Origin of the sequence: Vibrio sp. 397 (assembly GCF_033339395.1) — a bacterium.
Lineage (GTDB): Bacteria > Pseudomonadota > Gammaproteobacteria > Enterobacterales > Vibrionaceae > Vibrio > Vibrio alginolyticus.
Genome location: NZ_JAWOUN010000010.1, coordinates 130,710 through 152,598 on the forward strand (window position 1 = coordinate 130,710; position 21,889 = coordinate 152,598).

Here is a 21,889-nt window from a genome sequence, read left to right on the forward strand (position 1 = left end):
TGCTAACGGTAGCAAAAACCACTGAGGAGAAAAGGAGCTAGATCTCACTTCTTGCTTACAAGTCTTTAACATCCAACCAGTTAGGCGCACTCTTTAATGACTCTCGGTGAGAACGCACTAGCTGAACGGAGTCAGTATGCAGCGCAAAAGGAATGGCAAAACGTGGCTTGTGGTCGTAATTGCAGCAGTGCTGATGTTGTCTTGTTATAGCGCCAGCAGAGAGGTTGCTCGTCAATGGTTGAGCGTACAAACTCAAACCGAAGCTCAACAAAAACTGCTCGACTATATCGGTGAAGTTCGCCGTGCACTCAAACGTTTCTACCACTTACCTTACCTCGTCACCAATAACCCAGAAACCATCGCTTTTGTGAAAGGGAATCTGACTTATTACGAACCGTTGCAAACCCAACTGACTCAACTAGATAAAGCCGCCAATACGGAAGGTTGGCTAATCCTGTCTAACTCTGGCGAAGTATTGGTCTCGAGTTTAATCGAAGAGCGCTTTAGCTTGTCTGACCGAAAAGCCATTGTGGAACAAATTCATAATCAAGGCGGCGGTGTTTCCTTGGTGAACAAAACCAAAGGTTCGAGCCCGTTGTATTACCTTGCAGCTCCTATCTACGACGGTCTGGATATCGCAGGCATTGTGGTGGTGCAGATCAACCTCAGCTTGTTGACCGAACAGACCATTACTAGCCAAGACATCATTACGTTGCAAAATCGCCAGCAACGCTTTTTCCTATCAAGCAGCTCGCTTTATAACGCAGACTGGTTTAACGAACCGAGCAACACCGTTCAGTTAGAAACGCAGCGCTTATACGACAACACCAATATCAGTGTGTGGACGCTCAATCAGCAACGCTATTTTGCGCACACCGTTAAATTGGATGATTTGAATTGGTACGTCAGCTACCTCACCCCTTCTAAGCCGATTCAACAAACCATCAACGTGATTGGTTGGAGCGTAGCGGCGCTGCTCTTGTTGGTTGTATTACTCGTCATCATTGGTCTACAACGTCGACAAAAGCACATCAATCAACAACGAATTCAAGCCCTGTTGGAAGAGTCTCAACGCCGCTTGAAACAGATGATCAATAAAACCCACGTTGGTTTGCTATTGATTGATGAACAAGGGCAACTGTTCGATCTCAACCCAATGGCGAAGCGTTTGTTCTGTTTACCAGAAAGCGTCAATCGACATGCTTTTGCTTGGGAGTTATTCGACGCAGGCAATCCCAACTCCACCACACTCAAGTTGCTTAAGGATTTACCTAAACATAAAGAGCTCGCAGAGATCAGCACGGTCGAAACCATTGCCAGACGCAGTGACGGAAGCGTCTTCCCTGTCTTGTTCTCACTGACTAGTTTCCCTTGGCATGGCGAGCAGTATTTCCTTGCAACAATCATCGACATCAGTAAGCGGAAAAAAGCCGAGCAATCGCTGCAACAAGTCAACCAAGAACTGGCACAACGAGTAGAAGAGCGTACTCAAGCGCTAAAAGAAGCGCAAAGCCAGTTGATTGAATCGAGCAAAATGGCCGCCTTGGGTCGCATGTCGAGCGCGATTACTCATGAGCTCAATCAGCCACTGACGGGCTTGCGTACCCTGCTCACAACAAACGAACTGCTAGCAGAACGTGGCGAAACCGAGATGATGAAAGCCAACAATGTATTGGTCCAGAAGCTGATTGATCGCATGGCAAGCATGACTAGCCAGTTAAAGACGTTCGCCTATAACAAACCAGAAAGCCTACAAGCAATTTCTCTTACCTCCGCACTCGAAGATACCTTACGCGTTTATCAATCCCAATTAGACAAGGTGGATGTGCGTGTGCGCGTTCCTCATGATTTACCTAATATCATGGGTGAAGAACAACGACTGCTTCAGGTGCTCGGTAATCTTGTCTCGAATGCGCTAGACGCAATGAACAATACCACCAACCCGCAGCTCAGCTTGATCGTCAACCCAACCAGCAATCAGGTCGAACTGATCGTCAGTGATAATGGCTGCGGCGTGTCGGATGAGATGCTTGAATCCATGTTCGAACCCTTCCAAACCTCAAAGAAAATTGGTGAAGGATTGGGGCTGGGTTTAGCGATTACGGCCAACAATATGCGTGATATGAACGGACAAATTACTGTGCATAAGAATGAACAAAATGGGCTGACTTTCACTTTATTGTTCAAATCAGCCTAAGGTGATATTGATTACAAAATCATCATTAGAACTAGGCATCCCCGCTGTTTGAGAAAAACACGATCTCGATACAAGAATCCCTCCTTGACCTACACTATTCTCAAGCAAATAAGACGAATAACTTCCGAACGATAAAGAGTGAGAAACATGATTAAGTTTCCTGAACATTTTCTTTGGGGCGGTGCCATTGCTGCAAACCAAGTAGAAGGGGCGTACAACCTTGGGGGTAAAGGGTTATCGACATCAGACATGCTGCCAAACGGTATTTTGAGTCCGCATCAAACCCGTGAAGAGCGTACACCGGGTATCAAAGACGTGGCGATCGACTTCTACAATCGCTACCCAGAAGACATCGCGCTGTTCAAAGAGATGGGCTTTAACTGTCTGCGTCTCTCTTTGGCATGGAGCCGCATCTTCCCGAACGGGGACGAACTAGAACCTAACGAAGAAGGTTTGGCGTTCTACGATAAAATTTTTGACGAACTTGCCGAGCACAACATCCAACCTTTCGTGACCTTATCTCACTACGAAATGCCTTACGCACTGGTTGAAAACTATGGCGGTTGGGGCGATCGTCGCGTCATCGAATTCTTCGAACGTTATGCTCGCACCGTGCTGGAACGCTACAAAGTCAAAGTGAAGCTGTGGTTAACCTTCAACGAAATCAACATGTCTCTACACGCACCATTTACTGGTGTTGGTTTGCAAGAAGACGCCAATGAACAAGAGATTTACCAAGCGATTCACCACCAGCTAGTCGCAAACGCAAAAGCGGTAAAACTGTGTCAGCAAATCGTATCAAACGGCAAAATTGGTAACATGCTGCTTGGCGCAATCAACTACCCATACACCTGTAACCCTGATGACGTGCTTGCTGCAATGCATGAAAACAACAAGTGGTTGTTCTTCGGTGATGTACAAACGCGTGGTCAGTACCCAGGCTACATGAAGCGTTACTTCCGTGAAAACGGTATCGAAATTCAGATGGAAGCAGGCGACTTAGAAGAAATTGCATCGGCAAGTGTCGATTTCATCTCATTCAGCTACTACGCAAGTGGCTGTGCAAGTGCGGATCCGAAACAGAAAGAAGTGGGTAACATTGTCGATAGCGTACCAAACCCATATCTTGAGAAGAGCCAATGGGGCTGGTTGATCGATCCAAAAGGCCTGCGCATTCTGCTGAACTTCCTTCACGATCGCTACCAAAAACCACTGTTTGTCGTAGAAAACGGCTTAGGTGCACGTGATGAAATCGATGAAAACGGTGAGATTCAAGATGATTACCGCATCGCTTACTTGAACGACCACCTTGTGCAAGCACACGAAGCGATTCTGGATGGCGTTGAGTTGATGGGCTTTACCAGCTGGGGGCCAATCGATTTGGTCGCGAATTCAACCGCTGAGATGAGCAAACGTTACGGCTTTATCTATGTCGATCGTCATGATGATGGGCAAGGAACGCTAGAACGTAAACGTAAGAAAAGCTTTTTCTGGTATCAAGACGTGATTCGTACTTCAGGCGGTTCATTGAAAAGCTAAGCCTGTTGTCTAGGTATAAAGTGCAACTAGGCATTCGCCTAAACCATCAAGCCCTGCAATTGCAGGGCTTGAATTTTAAGGTGTTTATTCATTTAGAGATTAAACTGCAATCTCTCCACCGTCTTCACGGCGAATAACCACTGTCGCCGCTCGTGGGCGCACAGAAACACCAGCAGGCGTTTCTTCGGCTGCATCTTCACTGTATGGCCAGTTACCTGGGTGCTGAATATTCACAAACAATGATTTGTAATCAGGGCTGATGGTAAAGCCTGTTACTTCACAACCATTTGGTCCGACAAAGAAGCGTTTCAATTCAGCTTGATTATCCGCACCAATCACAGCTTGATCACCATTCTCATCTGTTAGCTTAGATGGAACAACAGCCAACATTTGATCATTGGTGTAAGACGTGACTTCATCTGCGCCGTTATCAGTCTGAATCCACAAAATACCACGGACATCAAACGCTAATCCGTCTGGGCTCGCAAACTGGTTTAACTCATTCAAGCCAGAACGGTTGGTATCTGCATCACCATTTGCTGGCGAACCAAACACAAAGATATCCCAAGTAAAGTCAGTTGCTGAAGCACCTTCATCCCAACGAATAACATGACCAAACTTATTATTCAAACGTGGATTCGCAGGATTGGTTTCATCTGTACGGCGCGTATTGTTCGTCAATGTTAAATATACTGAACCCGTGAATGGATCAACCGTACACCACTCTGGTCGATCCATTGGTGTTGCCCCAACTAAATCCGCCGCACCCGCAGTATTGATGATAATTTCAGCCAGTGAATAAAAGTGATCCGCTAACGTACCACCAGCGGTTGTTACGCTATCAAGCGTTAATGGTAACCAAGTACCTGTGCTGTCTTCATTGAAGCGCGCCACATACAGTGTGCCTTCGTCCATGTACTTGTCACCCATCGCCAAGCGGTTATCAGGGTTAGCATCTGCTGGATCCCACGCTGCCGCAGATTCAAATTTGTATAGGTATTCAAAGCGAGAATCGTGGCCAGAATAAAATACCACTGGTTTGCCTTCTTCAAGCTTACCGAAAGTACAGCCCTCGTGACGGAAACGACCTAGCGCAGTACGTTTCTTCGCACGTGAGTTTTGCGTGTAAGGGTCAATCTCGACAATGTAACCGTGACCATTGGCTTCATTACGGTAATCATCCATCGCACTTGCTCCTGTTGGAGCCACATTAAAGCGAGAGAACTCATCAAGACGCTCTTCTGCATTTCCTGCTAATGTTTCCCACAAGTAACGTGTGCTTTGGTCATCAACACCAATGCGATCTTGCTCTTCTGTACGAGTCCCGGCGTTAACAAAGTAACCAGGCCAGTTCTCTTCACACGTTAAGTACGTGCCCCACGGCGTGTAGCCGTTGCCACAGTTGTTTAACGTACCACGCGCTTGGCTGCCATCTGGTGAGAAACGAGTGACAGTTAAAGATGTGTGGGCCACCGGGCCAGACAAATCCATGACTGTCGCACCAGTATAACGACGGTTTAGTGGGTCGGTATCAACCAACTTCCACATGTTGTCTTCCAGTTGAATGCGAACCACTGATACACCGTGCGCGTAAATCTCTTTGCGCACTTCATCTACAATGGTACGTACGCCATTTTCAACCGTCGGACCGTTTGGATGCAGTGCTGATGTGTCGATGTACTCGTGGTTAATACATAGCAAGCCATCTGTAGTGCTATCGTTCAATGGGAAAAAATGCATGCCGTCATGGTGCATGCCTAGCGCATTTAACTGATCGGTACTGGTGTTGGTACCATCATTTTGCCATGCGCTGCCTTGTGCATTAAGTGGTGTTCCCCAAGGTACTAGTACTTGTGCGGTGTAGCCTTGTGGAATTGAAACTGCGTCAGTGAGTGAGCCAGGGATAGATTCAAAGTTAAGAACGGCTTTAGATGCGCCCGAACCACTGCTTACTGTACTCCCTGAGTCAGACGAGTTACAACCAGCCAATCCGAAAGCACCAAACGCTGTCATCGCACTGATACCTAAACCACCTTTCAGAATGCTGCGTCGAGATAGGCTCGCTTCTAATACTTCTTCAAATGGTTTGTTTTCACTTTGGTTATAACGCGTCGCGTCAAAGGTTTCCTTGCTCATTTTTACTTTCCCGATCTTATAGTTTAATTAATAAATAAGTGATTAGTTGAACGGCAAGAAGTTTGGATAAGAAAAATGACAAAAGTGCTTAAAACATATGAAACTTGTGTTTCAACAATACTGCAAACCAACCAACACAGCTAACGAAGCAATTAAATTCTGGTCACATAATCACCAACTGTATCGCTTCATTCTGATTTTACTTGGGCTAAAGTGTGATAGAAGGTATAAGGTGTACGAAATCAAATCATCTACGAGAGATAATCATGAAATTAGACAAGATCGATAACAAGAGCCGTCGTATCCGTAAAAAGCTGTTCTTAGGTGAGTTCGCAATCCTAGGTTTCGAGATCAGCTGTGAAACAGACATTAACGACTTCGACCGTTACGATGCATTCGTTGATGACTTTATCGACTACATTGACGAGCTTGGTCTTTGCTTCGGTGGCGGTGGTCTAGAACTGTTTGAAGGCTTCCTATGTTCTACTGACCGTTACGGCAGTGCGACTGAAGAACAGAAAGCGCAAGTTATCAAATGGTTAGAAGCACGCCCAGAAGTGAAAAGCGCGCAAGCGGGCGAACTAGTTGACGCCAACTACCTGTAACTAAAGGGCAACCTGTAATACGCAGAGCTCACTAAATGGTAGAGAAAGCTGGTCTTAAGACTGGCTTTTTTATTTTTTGAAGAATGCGATAGTAAAAATAGGGGTTTGGGAAGTTGCGCGGAGTGAATGTGATTGTGGTGTTTTTGAGCTGGCAATCAACGGGAAACTGTGTTCCACAGCCAGCTCGTGCCTTTAGGTATAATTAACTATGATTTTTTAGCTGGGGCGTCTTTCGTGTCTTTCCAGTATTGAATACGCACACGATGTAGCTGAGCTCTTCTAGTCTTTTTCATAGTAAAGTCCCTCATCTTATATAAGTAACGCTCCTCATGGAGCTTATTGTCTAAGGTCGTATCCCCTTCAACCTATAAGGGAATCAATCATTTAACCGTGACCAATTTCACAACATAATGATAATTACCGATTTCTTGCAGCCTGTTTTTACTGGCAAACAGCATATTATCTATCTGACACAGTTAACTTACTCACCAGATATGACAGAAAAATGGCAATCAAGTTCCCTACTTATACTGTCATTGAATCTTAATAAGGATTAACAAGGTGGGCATTTCAGATTTACCATACTGTTTATAAAAACCGCAAGATTTTTTATTTCTTTTCAAACAAATCTCTACTCAAGATCAATTCACTTTCATCTTTATCGCCTCCCTTTTAACGCATTGTGATCCAGTTCAATCCACAGAACTCGGAACAAAAAGCGCACATTAATACATTCACCACCAAACCTGTGCGAGATCTCTTACAAGAGTTGTAAGCAAATAGATTAATCACCTCTAAGAGCAATGCCAGAAAAAACATTAAGCATATGATTTAAAAGTAATATTTAAATTCACTTAAAATAATAAGTAAAAATAATTTAGAAAAGTTAATTGAGTCAAATCAGCAAAACATCAATACTCAATTTGTCGACAGGATGTTGGCGGGAACAGGAAAAAAGCCTAAAGGATTGGGTATCTTCAGGATGAAGATTTGATAGCTTAGGATGAGTTGTCAGCAAGGATGTAGTTAAGCTCTAGGATAGAGTTCGCCCGTCAGGATGATAGGCAAGAATGGACACCGCTAGGAAGGCGATGAACAAGGAACTCGGTTAAAGGACTTAGCCACAATCAAGGATAGATGCAGGGAGCACCTATTAGTAGCTGGATTGCTGCGAAAAAGAATAAGCCCCGTCTGGGAAACCAGGCGGGGTTTTATTTTGTCTGTAATGTATTGATAGCGATTCATCTTTATCGTTTAAGTCTTCTCTGTTTTCATAAAACACCGTGCTATCATTTTCTTTACGTCTCCCAACAAAGCTCTCAGAAAATCACACACTATGCTTAATCCTGTTTGGTTACATACATTTAAGACATTGATTGAAGTCGGTCATTTTACGCAAACGGCAGAAAAACTTTTTATGACTCAGCCTGGCGTCAGCCAACACATCAAAAAATTAGAGCAAAGTTGTCAGCATGCCTTGATCAAGCGCGAAAACAAAAGCTTCGAATTAACCGAGCAAGGCAGGATTGTCTACGCATATGCGCTCGAGTTAGAAGATAGAGAAAAGAAGCTGCTCGAAGAGCTCAGTTTTGATGATGCGTTTTCAGGCCATTGTAAACTGGCTTGTTCTGGTGCAATGGCGTTAATGTTGTATGGGCCCATTTTGGAGAAGCAAAAACAGCACCCGAGCTTATCGTTACATTTAGAAGCCGCGCCAAATCAATCTATTCTCAACGCCATAACGCAAGGGCACATTGATATTGGTATCGTGACTGATGTTCCCAATAAAGGTCTGTTTCACAGTGAGCGAATTGGTAAAGAGAGGTTGTGCTTGGTTCTGCCAAAGCAATATCAAAATAAGCAGATAACGCCAAAACTCTTGCATGACTGTGGTGTCATTAGCCACCCTGATGCCGAGCATTACATGACACTTTTTTTTGACCAATGTGAAGAGCCACAGCTCCAAGAAATTAAGATGAGCGATTTACCATTATCCGGCTACGTAAATCAATTGAGCCAAATTTTGCTACCTGTCAGCAAAGGACTTGGCTTCACCGTGCTGCCTCAAAGTGCGGTCGACAATTTTCCACTAAAAGACACGTTATACATTGCTCAACTGAAAAACACTGTATGTGAAGAGCTATTTCTGGTTCGTAAGCGCAGTCGTGCTCTACCTCTGCGCTATCAGACCATCAAAGAAGTGTTATTGGATGTGATCGGTGGTGCGCATCAATGATGTTAGCCACTCTTCGCTGGTAATGCGTTCCTCTTGGCAATCCACCCAATATGGTTTGCCAGACAACCAACTTTTCGACGCAACTTCTTTTATAAACACATCCACGGAATCAACGTCATCTTTGGCGTAATCCCATTTATTGCGCATGTGTTCTGCCGCTTCTTGATTAGTGTACGCCTTGCCGTTGCGGATAAAGGTGCAAGAGGATTGCTCAACTCGTTTTATCAACGTCGAGATATCTTGCTCTACCCCTGCTAGTGCAAAGGTAGGCAGAATGCTTAATGTAAGTAACAACGTCCACTTTGCTTTCATCGCACCTTTATCCTTATCCCTGACCACGTAACTACTAATAGTAACTACTGATAAGTGACTTAACTATTCTGGTGTTTGGCTGTTTAGCTCAGCAATTATTGCCACCATGCCTTAGCAGGCTGAGGCTCCGCAATCGCCAAGCGTTGACCAATCTCAGGGCTCACCAACGTTACACCGCGCTCTTCACTGATGTCTAACGCGCGTTGCATTGGCTCATTCCAATCGTGCATTGATAAATCAAACGTGCTGTTATGGATCGGCATCATCACTTTGCCCTGCACATCGATGTGTGCTTGAACGCTTTGCTCTGGGAACATGTGAATGTCTGACCAGAGTTCATTGTACGCACCTGTTTCAATCATGGTGAAGTCAAACGGACCGTACTTTTCGCCAATCTCTTTAAAGCCATTGAAGTAACCAGAGTCACCACTGAAGAACACTTTGTGTTGTTGTGCATTGATAACCCAACTGCCCCACAGCGTCGTATCGCGGTCTGTCAAACCTCGACCAGAGAAATGCTGAGTCGGAGTTAGTGTATATTCAATGCCGTCAACAGAGTGTGACTCCCACCAGTCTAGTTCGATCACTTTCTCTTTGGGTACACCCCAATTCACCAGTAATTGGCCAACTTTTAACGGCACCAAGAAAGTGCCCACCTTGTCGCCTAGCACTTTAATAGAAGCTTTATCTAGGTGATCGTAATGGTCATGACTGATCACCACCACATCGATAGTTGGCAAATCTTCTATCGTGATGGGGGTTTGGTGAAAGCGTTTTGGCCCTGCCCATTGTACAGGAGACGCGCGATCACTGAATACAGGGTCGGTCATCACCAGTTTTCCATCGAGCTTCATTAATACGCTTGAGTGACCCAGACGATAGATGACGTCATCTTGCTCTTCTAACAGTTGCCGCGCTGTGATCGCATGCACTGGAATTTCAATCGTTGGTGTTGGGTTAAGGCGCTCAGTCGTAAAATACGCTTTCATGATTTCGAACATGTCGCCCAAACCGCTTTTGTATTCCAACTCTGTATTTGCAAATTTGTCCGGGTATGTTGGCGCTTTTTCAGTATCAACATTAGAACAAGAAATCATTGATGTACCCATCGCGAACGCTCCTACTGTGGCTAGCAAAGTTTTTTTCATAAAAAGTTAACCCGAACAAAAGTAAACTACACGGTGCAGTTTACATTCTAATTATCAAAAGTAAACTACTTAGTGTAAAATAGATCAAGAAACGATCTTCTTAACTTAGCAAGCTTATGAATGTAAAAAGAAAAAGTCGTAGTGAAACCAAAAGAGAAGCCATCTTGTGCGCGGCAAGGCAAGCGTTCCAAGAGTTTGGGGTGCAAAACACCAGCATGGATAAGCTCTCTGCAATCGCACAAGTCTCTAAGCGCACGGTCTATAATCACTTCCCTTCTAAGGAAGCGATCGTGACGGAGTTGCTGACTGAGCTTTGGCGTTCGTCAATGATGGAAAGCGATATTAAACGCTTGGCCACTCTGCCACTCAAAGATCAATTGATTGAATTACTCTACAGCGAGATCATTGTGGTAACGGAACCAAACTATATTGAGCTGGCAAAAGTGGCATTTGGGCACTTCTTATTTAAGCCGGAAGATCTCAAAGAACAAGCAGAACAAATGTCGAAACAGGAAACCGCCCTATACCGCTGGCTTACTGAGAAATCGAACAGTGGCGCTTTGCAAATTGATGATGTGCATATAGCAAGCACTCAATTGCACAACTTACTTAAAGGCAGTGCATTCTGGCCGCAGTTAATGGGAATTCGCCCCTCTTTGTCGAATGAAGAATCTAGGCTGTTAGCTACCCAAACGGCGGAACTTTTTTTAAGTCACTATCAAAACAGCTAAAAACAGCGGTCAAATTGGCCGCTTTTTTAAGCGATAATTCGTGACAAAGCGATGAAATTTTTGCTCAATTTTATTTATCTCACCCTTGACAGTCTCATACCGCAAGGCGTGAGCGTTCGATAAAATATTTTTGTCGTGTCGACGATGCTTTTTCGTTTTCATCTCACAAAAAAACGCCCTAAGGTGCGCACCTCTGACGACGTGGTTGTTCAACCACAATTCTAAATCGTTGAAGTAAGTAGGTTATGTCATAACATGATCACCTGCCTACTGCATTCTATGCTCTATACTTATATTTTAATTTGGTACTGACTTACTAAGGAATTGCCATGCGTATTGCTATTCTCTCTCGTAATGAGAATTTATATTCAACCATGCGCCTAAAACAGGCGGGTGAAGAACGTGGGCATCAAATCGATGTGATCGACACGCTTCACTGTTATATGGACATTACGAGCAACAACCCTAAGATCCGCTACAAGGGTGAAGAATTACCGCAATACGATGCTGTTATTCCACGTATTGGGGCATCTATTACGTTTTACGGCACTGCTGTTGTACGTCAGTTTGAAATGATGGGTACATTTTGTGTCAACGAATCTGTCGCGATCAGCCGCTCTCGTGACAAGTTGCGCTCATTACAACTGCTATCACGTAAAGGCATCGGTTTGCCACGCACTGGCTTTGCTCACCATCCTGACAACATTCAGGACGTGATCAAAAACGTTGGTGGCGCACCTCTAGTGATTAAATTGCTAGAAGGCACTCAAGGCATTGGTGTTGTACTTGCTGAAACAAATAAAGCGGCAGAAAGCGTGATTGAAGCTTTCATGGGTTTGAAAGCTAACATCATGGTGCAAGAATTTATCGAAGAAGCAAAAGGCGCGGACATCCGTTGTTTTGTTGTCGGTAATAAGGTGATTGCCGCAATGAAGCGCCAAGCAAAAGAAGGCGAGTTCCGTTCTAACCTTCACCGTGGTGGCTCTGCACAACTCGTGCGTTTGAGCAAAGAAGAGCGTGCGACCGCTGTAAATGCAGCGAAAGTGATGGGCTTGAACCTTTGTGGTGTGGATATCCTTCAATCTAAAAATGGCCCAGTGGTAATGGAAGTGAACTCTTCCCCTGGTCTAGAAGGCATCGAACTAGCAACTGGTAAAAACATTGCAGGTATGATCTTCGATTTTATCGAGAAAAACGCTAAGCCAAATTCAAACCGTACTCGCGGTAAAGGTTGATTTTTGTTTAACGCACAAGAGAGCCAAAAACCGGCTCTCTTGTTACTCGTCGCTAGGATGACACTATGAATCAGAAAATGATCATTGGGAATGCCGAAGCTATTTGCTTGCCAGAGTTAGGGATTACTCACCTTGAAGCGCGTATTGATACAGGCGCTCAAACCTCTTCATTACATGTAGACAATATTGATTGCTTTGAAAAAGATGGTCAGTCTTATGTTGCATTCGATTTGCACCCAGATGTATACCATTTAGAACAAGTGGTTCGCTGCACAGCGAAACTAAAAGCAAACCGTAAGGTTAAATCTTCTAACGGTACTTTTGAGCACCGCTGCGTGATCACAACGATGCTGCGTATGGGCGACCAACAATGGCCAATCGACATTACGTTGACTAACCGTGAAAAAATGACTTACATGATGTTGTTAGGTCGTCAGGGTATGGCAGACAAAGTGCTCGTTGATCCTAGCCAATCTCACTTATTGGCATCTTAACCCCGTAGCTTCAGATGAGTGATCGAACGTTTTTGTTGAGCATCACTCGTCTGGCTTTATCTTAGCCTACTTCCTACGAAATAACGCAAACAACAATCCCTTCGCTTTAACTTTTGTCACTCGCCAGTGCGTCATTGGCTTAGTCGGCGCTGTATTCAAAATGTGCTGATACGCTTTTTCATCCAAAGTCACCTCTCCCCCATGTGCCAGAAGCAAACATTGCGGATTCATCTCAAACACACGCTTTAATGATTGCCGATATTGATTCGGATGAAATATGGGAAACGGCGCAATCAGATGCTTTTTCACCTGCACCATTAAATCCGCCACATACAGCACATCTTGTTCAGAATGATAAACCGACAGATCTCGGTCGGTATGCCCAAGCGTTTCTAGCACCTGCCAATCATCAAATCCAGGAATAAACTCTCCATCAATAAGCTCAATATCTGGATTTAACTTGCGGGAATACCAAAGGTTTTGCTTTGGTTTACGCATCCGATTCGCCATCCAGCGTGCTAACATTAAATCGGTCAAATGCATTAGCCAACCGTCTACACCGCTATACCACTGGCTCTCTCGCTTTGCGGCCAATAGCTTACATCCTGTTAAATCACGTAGTTTGTGCGCACCACCAGCATGGTCTGGATGCATGTGGGTCACAACAACCAACTTTAGGTCAGAAAAAGGACGATGGAGTTGATGTTCAATAAAGTCTTTAAGATGAGGAATGTCTGCTCGACTGGCACCATCAAGCAACAATAATTTATCGGGATATTCGGCGAGATACATGGTCTGAATGTACCCCTGAATTCTGTGCAGCTGCAAAATATGTCCTTATTTTAGTGAGATGCTTCATGACCGAATCCTTACTGGTCAGACCAACTATAACAGCAGAATGGACGCTTCGGTAAACAAATATTCACACGTAGCGACGACAACAAATCATAATCGAGATGATAGATTTTAATCATTAGACTCAAGGGCCCTTTTATCCGTTAATGCGCGCACACGGAGTTCGTGTCAGGGTATGAGGTAAATACCTCATGATTTGCTTTTTTGTACTTTTCCTTCTAATTAATTAAGGAGTTAAGTACATTTTTGTGAGAATCGAGTTGGAAAAAGCAACTAAATTAGACCGCATCCGCGCGGACTACAACGTTCACTACTGGAGCCAAGGTTTCTACGGCATTGATGACCAAGGCGAAGTATATGTATCACCACGTAGTGATCGTGCACATCAAATCCCTTTCAGCGCTATTGTAAATGAGCTAGAAGCGAAGCAGTTAAATCTGCCTGTATTAGTACGCTTCCCGCAAATCGTGCACCAACGTGTGCATGGTATTTGCCACGCATTCAACCAAGCAATTGAAGAATACCAATATCCAAACAAATACTTGTTGGTGTACCCAATTAAAGTAAACCAACAACGTGAAGTGGTGGATGAAATTCTAGCGAGCCAAGCTCAACTAGAAACCAAGCAGCTTGGTCTTGAAGCGGGTAGCAAGCCAGAATTGTTGGCGGTACTTGCATTGGCTCAACAAGGTAGCTCCGTGATCGTGTGTAATGGCTACAAAGACCGTGAGTATGTGCGTCTTGCACTGATCGGTGAAAAGCTGGGTCACAAGGTATTCATCGTATTAGAGAAGCTTTCTGAGCTGGATCTGGTACTAGAAGAAGCGAAAAGTTTGGGCGTAAAACCGCGCCTTGGTTTACGCATTCGCCTCGCCTCTCAAGGCGCAGGGAAATGGCAAGCAAGTGGCGGTGAAAAATCGAAGTTTGGTTTATCAGCATCGCAAGTGCTTAGCGTTATTGAACGTCTTAAACGCGAAGGCAACCTAGACGCGATGCAACTGGTTCACTTCCACCTTGGTTCACAGATGGCAAACATCCGTGATGTACGCAATGGTGTGAACGAGTCTGCACGTTTCTACTGCGAACTACGCGCACTCGGTGCAAACATCGAGTACTTCGATGTGGGCGGCGGCTTGGCAGTGGATTATGACGGCACACGCAGCCAATCATCGAATTCGATGAACTACGGACTTGCAGAATACGCACGTAATATCGTCAACACTGTGGGCGATGTGTGTCTGCAATACGAACAACCAATGCCAGTGATCATTTCGGAATCGGGTCGCTCGCTAACAGCGCACCACGCTGTATTGATTTCTAACGTAATTGGTACCGAGTCGTACCTACCGGAAGAAGTACATGAGCTTGATGAGGACGCTCCGCTGTTGCTACAAAACATGTGGCGAAACTGGGAAAACTTACAAGATGGTACAGACGCTCGTGCGTTAATTGAGATTTACAATGATACCCAAAGTGATTTGGCAGAAGTGCACTCTCAATTTGCTACAGGCGTGCTTAACTTGGAACAACGTGCGTGGGCAGAACAATTGTCACTGCGCATTTACTTCGAATTAAGCCGCAAGATGAGCACTAAGAATCGCTTCCACCGTCCGATTCTGGACGAGTTGAGCGAACGTCTTGCGGATAAGTTCTTCGTGAACTTCTCTCTCTTCCAATCTCTACCAGATGCTTGGGGTATTGATCAGGTGTTCCCTGTTCTGCCACTTTCTGGTCTGGGCGAGGCGGAAGAGCGTCGTGCAGTGATGTTGGACATCACATGTGACTCTGATGGCGCGATCGATCACTACGTTGATGGTCAAGGCATCGAGAGCACGCTACCTGTACCAGCTTGGAGCAAAGACAAACCGTACTTAATGGGCTTTTTCCTAGTAGGCGCATACCAAGAAATCCTTGGTGACATGCACAACCTATTTGGTGATACCCACAGTGCTGTAGTCAATGTTGATGAACACGGTCAATTTGAGATCAGTTACATCAACGAAGGTGATAGTGTAGAAGACATGATGCGCTACGTTCATATCGACGTGGATGCGATTCGTGACAATTATAAACAATTGGTTTCACAGCGAGTTGAAGCCAATGAACAAGCACAAATCCTAGCAGAACTAGAACAAGGTCTAGCAGGATACACCTATTTAGAGGACTTCTGATATGAATGATTTGTTTACTAAAACTGATTATTCGCTTTACTCCAACTCTATGTCGTTTTTACGTCTGCCGTACATTCGTAACCCGGTATCGGCAGACGCAGACGTTGTGGTGTTGGGAGTCCCTCTGGACATGGCAACATCTGGTCGTCCAGGTGCGCGTATGGGTCCAGATGCAATTCGCCGTGCCTCAGTCAACTTGGCATGGGAAGGTAAGAAGTTCCCTTGGAGCTTCAACGTATTGGATAAACTGAAAGTGATCGACGCAGGTGATCTCGTGTTCGATTGCGGTGATGCGGAAGATTTTACTTACCGCCTTGAAGCGGCAACCAGTGAAATTCTAAAAAGTGGTAAAACCATGTTGGGATTGGGCGGTGACCACTTCATTACGCTACCTATCCTGCGTGCCTATGCGAAGCATCATGGCCAAATGGCTTTGATTCACTTTGATGCTCATACGGACACCTATGCAAATGGCAGCTCATACGACCACGGTACGATGTTCTACCATGCGCCGAAAGAAGGTTTGATCTCAGCAAAGAACTCAATACAAATTGGCATTCGTACGGAGTACAAACAGCAAGATCACGGCTTCAATGTGATTAATGCGATGCAAGCGAATGACATGTCGGTGAACGAGATCCTAGAAGAAATTCGTCGCACCGTCGCAGACAAGCCAGTATATGTCACTTTTGACATCGACTGCTTAGACCCGGCCTTCGCACCGGGAACTGGTACACCAGTTTGCGGTGGCTTGAACTCAGACAAAGCGCTGAAAATTATTCGTGGTTTAGCCGGCATGAATATCGTGGGTATGGATGTTGTCGAAGTATCGCCTCCATACGACCACAGTGATGTTACCGCACTAGCGGGAGCAACCATCGCACTAGAAATGCTTTACGCATACGCATCTGAGCGCGAATAGACATAATCATTTCTAAGGGAGCTTCGGCTCCCTTTTCTTTCTGATGCCTTCCTCTACCTTTTATTCACTCGTTTCATCTTGAACTCAGCTCAACCGAGCAGACGCTTTATTTTTGCACTTTAACCATTAAAACCAGTTACCTATAAGGCTCATTCTATTCACGAAAAGTAAAAGATTTAACGTAATTAGACAAAGAAATGCACCGCTTTTTGAAAACAAAATCGGATTAGTTTTTCTAATTGAAATCATAGATTTTTATCTTGCTCAACTTCACACTTTTCGATTGCTAATTATACAAGCAAGCACTATTATCTCGCGCAAATACCCCCGCAACACAAGAATTCAGTTGGCGCTCTGTAAAAGAGCGCTAAGGGTTTTTACGTCTTAAATTTTTTGGAGAGATACGCAAATGTCTGCTTCGTTTCCATTAGCGAAACTTACCTTTTTAATCGCTATATTGACTGCCGTGGGTCAAATGACCCAGACAATGTACGTGCCTTCAATCGGTCATATGGCGGGCGAGTTTTTGGTATCTGCGTCATCACTTCAAGCTGTGATGGCTTGTTACCTAATCCCATATGGCTTGTCGCAATTTGCGTATGGCACACTATCGGACCGCTTGGGACGCAAACCGATCATCATCGTCGGGCTGCTTATCTACATCGCGGGTACACTGGTAGCATTATTTGCACATCAATTTGAATGGTTCTTGATTGGTAGCTTTATCCAAGGCTTAGGTATTGGCTGCGGCGGTGCGATGTCACGCACTCTGACTCGCGATTGCTTTGAAGGCTCTGATCTACACAGAGCAAACAGCTTAATTAGCATGTGTGTGATTTTCTCACCATTAATGGCACCAGTATTAGGCGGCTACCTAACAGAAGCTTTCGGATGGCGGTCGAGCTACTTGTTCTTAGCGCTATTTGCTATCGCGGTTGTGATCACCATGATGACAAGCATGATGGAGACGCTACCAAAAGAGAAACGCAAATTCGAACCAGTAGCCAAAAGCTACAAACACGTTTTGTCTGACCGTCGCTTTCAAGGCTTTTTGATTTGCCTGGTTGCAACATTCGCTGGTGTGGGTGTATTCGAAGCGGCGGCTGGGGTGTTGTTAGGTGGGGTATTAGAATTACCTGCAACAACGGTAAGTTTGCTGTTTATATTGCCGATCCCAGGTTACTTGGTGGGTGCGGGCTTATCTAGCTACATCGCAAGACGTCGCTCTGAGCGTCGTGCTTTAAACGTAGGCTTGGTCTCTATTTTTGTGGGCTCTGCTATTGTGCTCATCCCAGGCTTGTTTGGTTTGACCACGGCGTTAACGCTGGTTGGAGGCGCAACCGTGTACTTTTTGGGTGCGGGTATTCTCTTCCCAGCAGCAACAACTGGAGCGATTGCGCCATTCCCATACCATGCAGGAACAGCAGGCGCGACATTAGGTGGCATGCAAAACTTGGGGGCAGGTGTCGCAACTTTGCTCGCGTCACTATTTCCAGCGCATAACCAGATGCCTTTGGGCATTTTGATGATGGCAATGTCGGTAATTGCAATGCTTGGGTTAATGTGGGTGAATCGAGCACACAATCACTCAAACGAAGTACCGCAAGTTATCTGAACATTATCAGCTTACTTTCAAAATCCAAAAGGGACACACTCAACAAGTGTGTCCCTTTTTTCATATCACACTATATCGATTTCCCGATGAGAATGATTTAACTTTCGAATTGATATTTGTTAAAAATAACAGCTGCTTACACAATGTATTTTCAGCGCCCTTCAAATTGAGTATCCAACTCGGAAATATTGAGGATTCTCACTTTTTCGGTATACCCCATAACAAAGAATGGACAACTGAAAACCACTAACAAAATGAAAGCCCAGCCCTCAGGATGAGGCCACTTGGGTGTACAATAAGGATAAAATCAGATGCGTTTCACTTTAACTACGTTGGCCGTCTCGGTCGCGCTTGTCGCCGGATGCAGCAATCAAGGAATCCCCAGCATGACTCAATACTCCCAAACACAGATCGTTGCTCAACAAACTCAAGCTCCGGTTGCGAAAAAAGTCCCTCACGCGATGACTATTCATGGCGATACCCGCGTTGATAACTACTACTGGATGCGTGACGACGAACGTAAAGACCCTGAAATTTTACAGCACCTAGAGACAGAAAATCAGTACGCAGAAACCGTTCTAAAGCACACTGAAACACTTCAAGATACGCTATTTGAAGAAATTAAAGGGCGCATCGCAAAAGACGACAACTCAGTACCGGTTCGTAAAGGCAACTACTTCTACTCCAGTGAAGTGACCGGAGATAACGAGTACGAAGTCCATTTGCGAGCTAAAGACTTTGCAGGCAAAGACAAACAAATCATTTTAGATGTCAATGAACTAGCAAAAGAACATGAATTTTTCAGTATCGGCGGCCTATACGTTAGTCCGAATGAAAACTTATTGGCGTATGGCGAAGATACATTAAGCCGCCGCGTGTACACCCTTAAGATCAAAGACCTGACAACAGGCAATTACCTACAAGATGAAATCGAAGGGGCCTCAAGCGCGATTGCATGGCAGAACGATAACAACGCCTTTTACTACATCAAAAAAGATCCACAGACCTTGCTGGGCTACCAAGTGTATCGTCATGTTTTAAGCACGCCACAAAGCAGTGATGAGTTGATTTTTGAAGAAACCGACAGCGCCTATTACACCTCACTAAGCAAAAGCAAAGATGGCGAAGATATTTATATCTGGCATTCCAGTACAGAAACCAGCGGCGTCTCCATCATCGATGCGAACAACCCTAAAGCAAAGGCGAAACCGTTCTATCCTCGTGAAGATGGCATTGAATACAGTATTTCTAAGCTAGGCGATTGGTACTACATTTATACTAACTATCAAGCCGTCAACTTCCGTTTGATGAAAGTTCATCAAAATGACATGCATGACCGCTCTAAATGGCAAGATGTGATTGCCGCAGACGACAACACTCAACTTGTCGACTTCGAGTTATTCGATGATCACATCGTCTATGAGCAGCGCTCTAACGGCCTAGCAAGCGTCACTGTACGTCAGCTTTCAACAGGAAAAGAACTCCCCCTCACATTTAATGACGATGCGTTTGCTGCCTATTTGACAGGTAACCTAGAGCTGGATAACGAGAAAGTTCGTATTTATTACAGCAGTTTAACCACTCCAGGAACCTACTACGATTTCGATCTAAAAACGGGCGGGTCAGAAATCATGAAGCAAACACCTGTACTTGGTGATTTTAATCCTGACAATTACCAATCAGAACGCATCATGGTCACAGCCCGTGACGGTAAAGAAGTACCCGTTTCTTTGGTGTATCGTAAAGACTTATTTAAGAAAGATGGTACAAATCCACTCTACCAATATGGTTATGGATCTTATGGCGCAACCATTGAGCCAACTTTCCGCTCGACACGTTTGAGTCTATTGGATCGCGGCTTTGTTTACGCCATTGCTCATATTCGTGGTTCTGAAATGCTTGGCCGCCCTTGGTATGAAGACGGTAAAAAACTAACCAAGCAAAACACATTCAACGACTTTATTGATGTCACTAAAGGTTTGGTTGAACAAGGCTATGGCGCTAAAGATAAAGTCTTCGCTGTTGGTGGCTCTGCAGGAGGTCTCTTAATGGGGGCTATCATCAACCAAGCACCAGAACTGTACCGCGGTATCGGTGCACATGTTCCGTTTGTGGACGTGGTAACCACTATGCTCGATGAATCAATTCCATTGACCACCAATGAGTATGATGAATGGGGTAACCCAAATAACAAAACATACTATGACTATATGTTGAGTTACTCGCCTTACGACAACATCAAGGCGCAAAACTACCCGAACATGTTGGTAACGACTGGCTTGCACGACTCTCAAGTACAGTACTTTGAACCAATGAAGTGGGTCGCCAAACTTCGTGAAATGAAGACAGACGATAACGTCTTGTTGTTCAAAACCGATATGGAAGCCGGACACGGCGGCGCATCTGGTCGATTTAAGCGCTTAAAAGAAGATGCGCTAGAGTATGCCTTCTTCCTCGATTTACTCGATAAAAAATAAGCGTATTAATAGAACTGTATCTCTAACAACAAAAAATGCCCGCAAGTTGCGGGCATTTTTATAGACGCACTCTCTAAACAAAGAGTTGAGTTACCTAAGCACAGAATGACTAGCGTCTCTTATAGCCAAAGGATAGCAGAAAGAAAAACGCCTACTCACAACGAGTAGGCGTTAACACAATAAATGTGTTTAGGCAGTAGAAACTGGCCTATTTATTAGAAGTAGTAACGAGCACCTAGAGTCCAGTAGTCGTTCTCTTCATTGTTGTAGTCGTTACCTAGATCAAACTGGTAAGCTGCAAACGTTACGAAAGCAGGAGTTACAGCGTACTCTGCTTGTAGCGCAGTTTCGCTTGAAACTGTCTTATTGTCTTCTTCGTCTTCTACGCCTTCGTAGTTAACGCTGAATGTCCAATCGTTTACGCCGTATGCCAAAAGAGCTTCAAGTTGAGAAGTGTCTTTACGCATTTGGTAGAAGTACTCGTTCATACCGTATACTACCGCTGCGTAAAGGCCTGAACCGTATTGACCGTAGTTTACAGAGAATAGGTGTGATTCAGCGTTCTTAGTACCTAGAGTCGCGTTTTTAACATCACCGCCGCTGTATACGTAGCCTAGACCAAAGCCAGCTACAGAACCGCTCAATGCAACTTGACCACGTTGCTCGTATGTTGTTGCATCTGAAGTTTGCTCACCTTGCCAACCTAGACCTAGGTTGAAAGCAAAACCTTCACCAAATTCAAAACCTTTACGGTAGCTAAGCATTTTATCAGCACGAGCTGAGCCTAGGTTGCCGTGGTTGTCGTACAAAAAGTCGTTCGCAAACGCGATTGGTAGATCCGCAACGCCAGCGACATCGTAGTAAGGTGACCATTGAGTACCTGCTACTAAACGGCCAAACTGCTCATGAGTAGCACCGATGTAACCTAGACGAGTTTTGAACGATTGCTCGCCACCGTTTAGGTAGTTAAGCGCCCATTCACCTTTAGCGTCGATAGTAATACCGTTGCCAATGTCTTTCTTACCCGCAACGTTAATACGTGGAGACACTTGGTGAACTTTTACATCTTCTTCGAAATACTCACCCACGCCAACTGAAACGTGACCGCCGATCGATAAAGATGTACCATCGCTGTTGTAAACTTCTGCTGCGAAGGCCTGTGAACCACATGCTAGTGCCGCCACTGCAACGGCTAGAGTTTTCATTTTCATTGTTA

16 protein-coding genes are annotated in these 21,889 nt (G+C 44.8%); 11 read left to right on the forward strand and 5 right to left on the reverse strand.

Translation table 11 applies throughout. From position 1 onward, the window contains the following. Positions 1 to 136: 136 nt before the first annotated feature. On the forward strand, positions 137 to 2,197 hold the full coding sequence (locus tag R7P36_RS17065; protein WP_213899764.1) for a sensor histidine kinase: 2,061 nt from the start codon (positions 137 to 139) through the stop codon (positions 2,195 to 2,197). A 147-nt stretch (positions 2,198 to 2,344) separates the two neighbouring features. After that, positions 2,345 to 3,736, forward strand: coding sequence for a glycoside hydrolase family 1 protein (locus R7P36_RS17070; RefSeq protein WP_213899765.1), 1,392 nt, complete (start codon positions 2,345 to 2,347; stop codon positions 3,734 to 3,736). A gap of 99 nt (positions 3,737 to 3,835) precedes the next feature. Here the strand turns inward: R7P36_RS17070 and R7P36_RS17075 are convergent, their stop codons facing one another. Continuing rightward, positions 3,836 to 5,872, reverse strand: a complete 2,037-nt coding sequence (locus R7P36_RS17075; protein ID WP_213899766.1) for a PhoX family protein — start codon at positions 5,870 to 5,872, stop codon at positions 3,836 to 3,838. 266 nt (positions 5,873 to 6,138) lie between these two features. On the opposite strand from R7P36_RS17075, the gene R7P36_RS17080 reads away from it, so the two are divergent. Next, the gene (locus tag R7P36_RS17080) at positions 6,139 to 6,477 is read left to right on the forward strand and encodes a YggL family protein (RefSeq protein WP_005374208.1); all 339 of its coding nucleotides are present in this window, start codon (positions 6,139 to 6,141) and stop codon (positions 6,475 to 6,477) included. A gap of 1,336 nt (positions 6,478 to 7,813) precedes the next feature. Then, on the forward strand, positions 7,814 to 8,713 hold the full coding sequence (locus R7P36_RS17085; RefSeq protein ID WP_065275099.1) for a LysR family transcriptional regulator: 900 nt from the start codon (positions 7,814 to 7,816) through the stop codon (positions 8,711 to 8,713). Here the strand turns inward: R7P36_RS17085 and R7P36_RS17090 are convergent. Continuing rightward, entirely contained in the window at positions 8,681 to 9,025 is a 345-nt protein-coding gene (locus R7P36_RS17090; RefSeq protein ID WP_017635527.1) for a DUF5329 family protein, read from the reverse strand. The genes R7P36_RS17085 and R7P36_RS17090 overlap by 33 nt on opposite strands. Positions 9,026 to 9,120: 95 nt before the next feature. Continuing rightward, positions 9,121 to 10,134 carry an MBL fold metallo-hydrolase gene (locus R7P36_RS17095; protein ID WP_031780877.1) on the reverse strand — a complete coding sequence of 338 codons (1,014 nt, stop codon included), beginning with the start codon at positions 10,132 to 10,134 and terminating at the stop codon, positions 9,121 to 9,123. Between the two features lie 155 nt (positions 10,135 to 10,289). Between R7P36_RS17095 and R7P36_RS17100 the strand changes: the two genes are divergently transcribed. The 3 genes from R7P36_RS17100 (at position 10,290) to R7P36_RS17110 (ending at position 12,633) form a co-directional block, all read left to right on the forward strand. Further along, positions 10,290 to 10,904 carry a TetR/AcrR family transcriptional regulator gene (locus tag R7P36_RS17100; protein ID WP_025768062.1) on the forward strand — a complete coding sequence of 205 codons (615 nt, stop codon included), beginning with the start codon at positions 10,290 to 10,292 and terminating at the stop codon, positions 10,902 to 10,904. A 329-nt stretch (positions 10,905 to 11,233) separates the two neighbouring features. After that, positions 11,234 to 12,139, forward strand: a complete 906-nt coding sequence (gene rimK, locus R7P36_RS17105; protein ID WP_005374224.1) for a 30S ribosomal protein S6--L-glutamate ligase — start codon at positions 11,234 to 11,236, stop codon at positions 12,137 to 12,139. Between the two features lie 65 nt (positions 12,140 to 12,204). Continuing rightward, on the forward strand, positions 12,205 to 12,633 hold the full coding sequence (locus R7P36_RS17110) for an ATP-dependent zinc protease (protein WP_005384193.1): 429 nt from the start codon (positions 12,205 to 12,207) through the stop codon (positions 12,631 to 12,633). A gap of 66 nt (positions 12,634 to 12,699) precedes the next feature. Here the strand turns inward: R7P36_RS17110 and R7P36_RS17115 are convergent, their stop codons facing one another. Continuing rightward, a complete protein-coding gene (locus tag R7P36_RS17115) occupies positions 12,700 to 13,425 on the reverse strand; it encodes an MBL fold metallo-hydrolase (RefSeq protein ID WP_005384195.1) in 726 nt (241 codons plus the stop codon). 323 nt (positions 13,426 to 13,748) lie between these two features. Here R7P36_RS17115 and speA point away from each other — a divergent pair, with 323 nt between their 5' ends. From speA to R7P36_RS17135, 4 genes are all read left to right on the forward strand, one after another. After that, positions 13,749 to 15,659, forward strand: a complete 1,911-nt coding sequence (speA, locus tag R7P36_RS17120; RefSeq protein ID WP_031778854.1) for an arginine decarboxylase — start codon at positions 13,749 to 13,751, stop codon at positions 15,657 to 15,659. A 1-nt stretch (position 15,660) separates the two neighbouring features. Next, positions 15,661 to 16,581, forward strand: a complete 921-nt coding sequence (gene speB / locus R7P36_RS17125) for an agmatinase (RefSeq protein WP_005374233.1) — start codon at positions 15,661 to 15,663, stop codon at positions 16,579 to 16,581. 409 nt (positions 16,582 to 16,990) lie between these two features. Next, positions 16,991 to 18,196 (forward strand): multidrug efflux MFS transporter EmrD, encoded by a 1,206-nt coding sequence (emrD, locus tag R7P36_RS17130; protein ID WP_005374234.1) that lies wholly within the window; start codon positions 16,991 to 16,993, stop codon positions 18,194 to 18,196. Between the two features lie 311 nt (positions 18,197 to 18,507). Then, positions 18,508 to 20,673 carry a S9 family peptidase gene (locus R7P36_RS17135; RefSeq protein WP_053349396.1) on the forward strand — a complete coding sequence of 722 codons (2,166 nt, stop codon included), beginning with the start codon at positions 18,508 to 18,510 and terminating at the stop codon, positions 20,671 to 20,673. Positions 20,674 to 20,888: 215 nt separating this feature from the next. Here R7P36_RS17135 and R7P36_RS17140 read toward each other — a convergent pair whose 3' ends face one another. After that, positions 20,889 to 21,884, reverse strand: coding sequence for a porin (locus tag R7P36_RS17140; RefSeq protein WP_017635534.1), 996 nt, complete (start codon positions 21,882 to 21,884; stop codon positions 20,889 to 20,891). Positions 21,885 to 21,889: the final 5 nt, after the last annotated feature.

Excerpts from the sequence above, each read along its gene's own strand:
- R7P36_RS17065 (WP_213899764.1), top strand. The coding sequence starts at position 137 with ATGCAGCGCAAAAGGAATGGCAAAACGTGGCTTGTGGTCGTAATTGCA.
- R7P36_RS17070 (WP_213899765.1), top strand. The coding sequence starts at position 2,345 with ATGATTAAGTTTCCTGAACATTTTCTTTGGGGCGGTGCCATTGCTGCA.
- R7P36_RS17075 (WP_213899766.1), bottom strand. The coding sequence starts at position 5,872 with ATGAGCAAGGAAACCTTTGACGCGACGCGTTATAACCAAAGTGAAAAC.
- R7P36_RS17080 (WP_005374208.1), top strand. The coding sequence starts at position 6,139 with ATGAAATTAGACAAGATCGATAACAAGAGCCGTCGTATCCGTAAAAAG.
- R7P36_RS17085 (WP_065275099.1), top strand. The coding sequence starts at position 7,814 with ATGCTTAATCCTGTTTGGTTACATACATTTAAGACATTGATTGAAGTC.
- R7P36_RS17090 (WP_017635527.1), bottom strand. The coding sequence starts at position 9,025 with ATGAAAGCAAAGTGGACGTTGTTACTTACATTAAGCATTCTGCCTACC.
- R7P36_RS17095 (WP_031780877.1), bottom strand. The coding sequence starts at position 10,134 with ATGGGTACATCAATGATTTCTTGTTCTAATGTTGATACTGAAAAAGCG.
- R7P36_RS17100 (WP_025768062.1), top strand. The coding sequence starts at position 10,290 with ATGAATGTAAAAAGAAAAAGTCGTAGTGAAACCAAAAGAGAAGCCATC.
- rimK (WP_005374224.1), top strand. The coding sequence starts at position 11,234 with ATGCGTATTGCTATTCTCTCTCGTAATGAGAATTTATATTCAACCATG.
- R7P36_RS17110 (WP_005384193.1), top strand. The coding sequence starts at position 12,205 with ATGAATCAGAAAATGATCATTGGGAATGCCGAAGCTATTTGCTTGCCA.
- R7P36_RS17115 (WP_005384195.1), bottom strand. The coding sequence starts at position 13,425 with ATGTATCTCGCCGAATATCCCGATAAATTATTGTTGCTTGATGGTGCC.
- speB (WP_005374233.1), top strand. The coding sequence starts at position 15,661 with ATGAATGATTTGTTTACTAAAACTGATTATTCGCTTTACTCCAACTCT.
- emrD (WP_005374234.1), top strand. The coding sequence starts at position 16,991 with ATGTCTGCTTCGTTTCCATTAGCGAAACTTACCTTTTTAATCGCTATA.
- R7P36_RS17135 (WP_053349396.1), top strand. The coding sequence starts at position 18,508 with ATGCGTTTCACTTTAACTACGTTGGCCGTCTCGGTCGCGCTTGTCGCC.
- R7P36_RS17140 (WP_017635534.1), bottom strand. The coding sequence starts at position 21,884 with ATGAAAATGAAAACTCTAGCCGTTGCAGTGGCGGCACTAGCATGTGGT.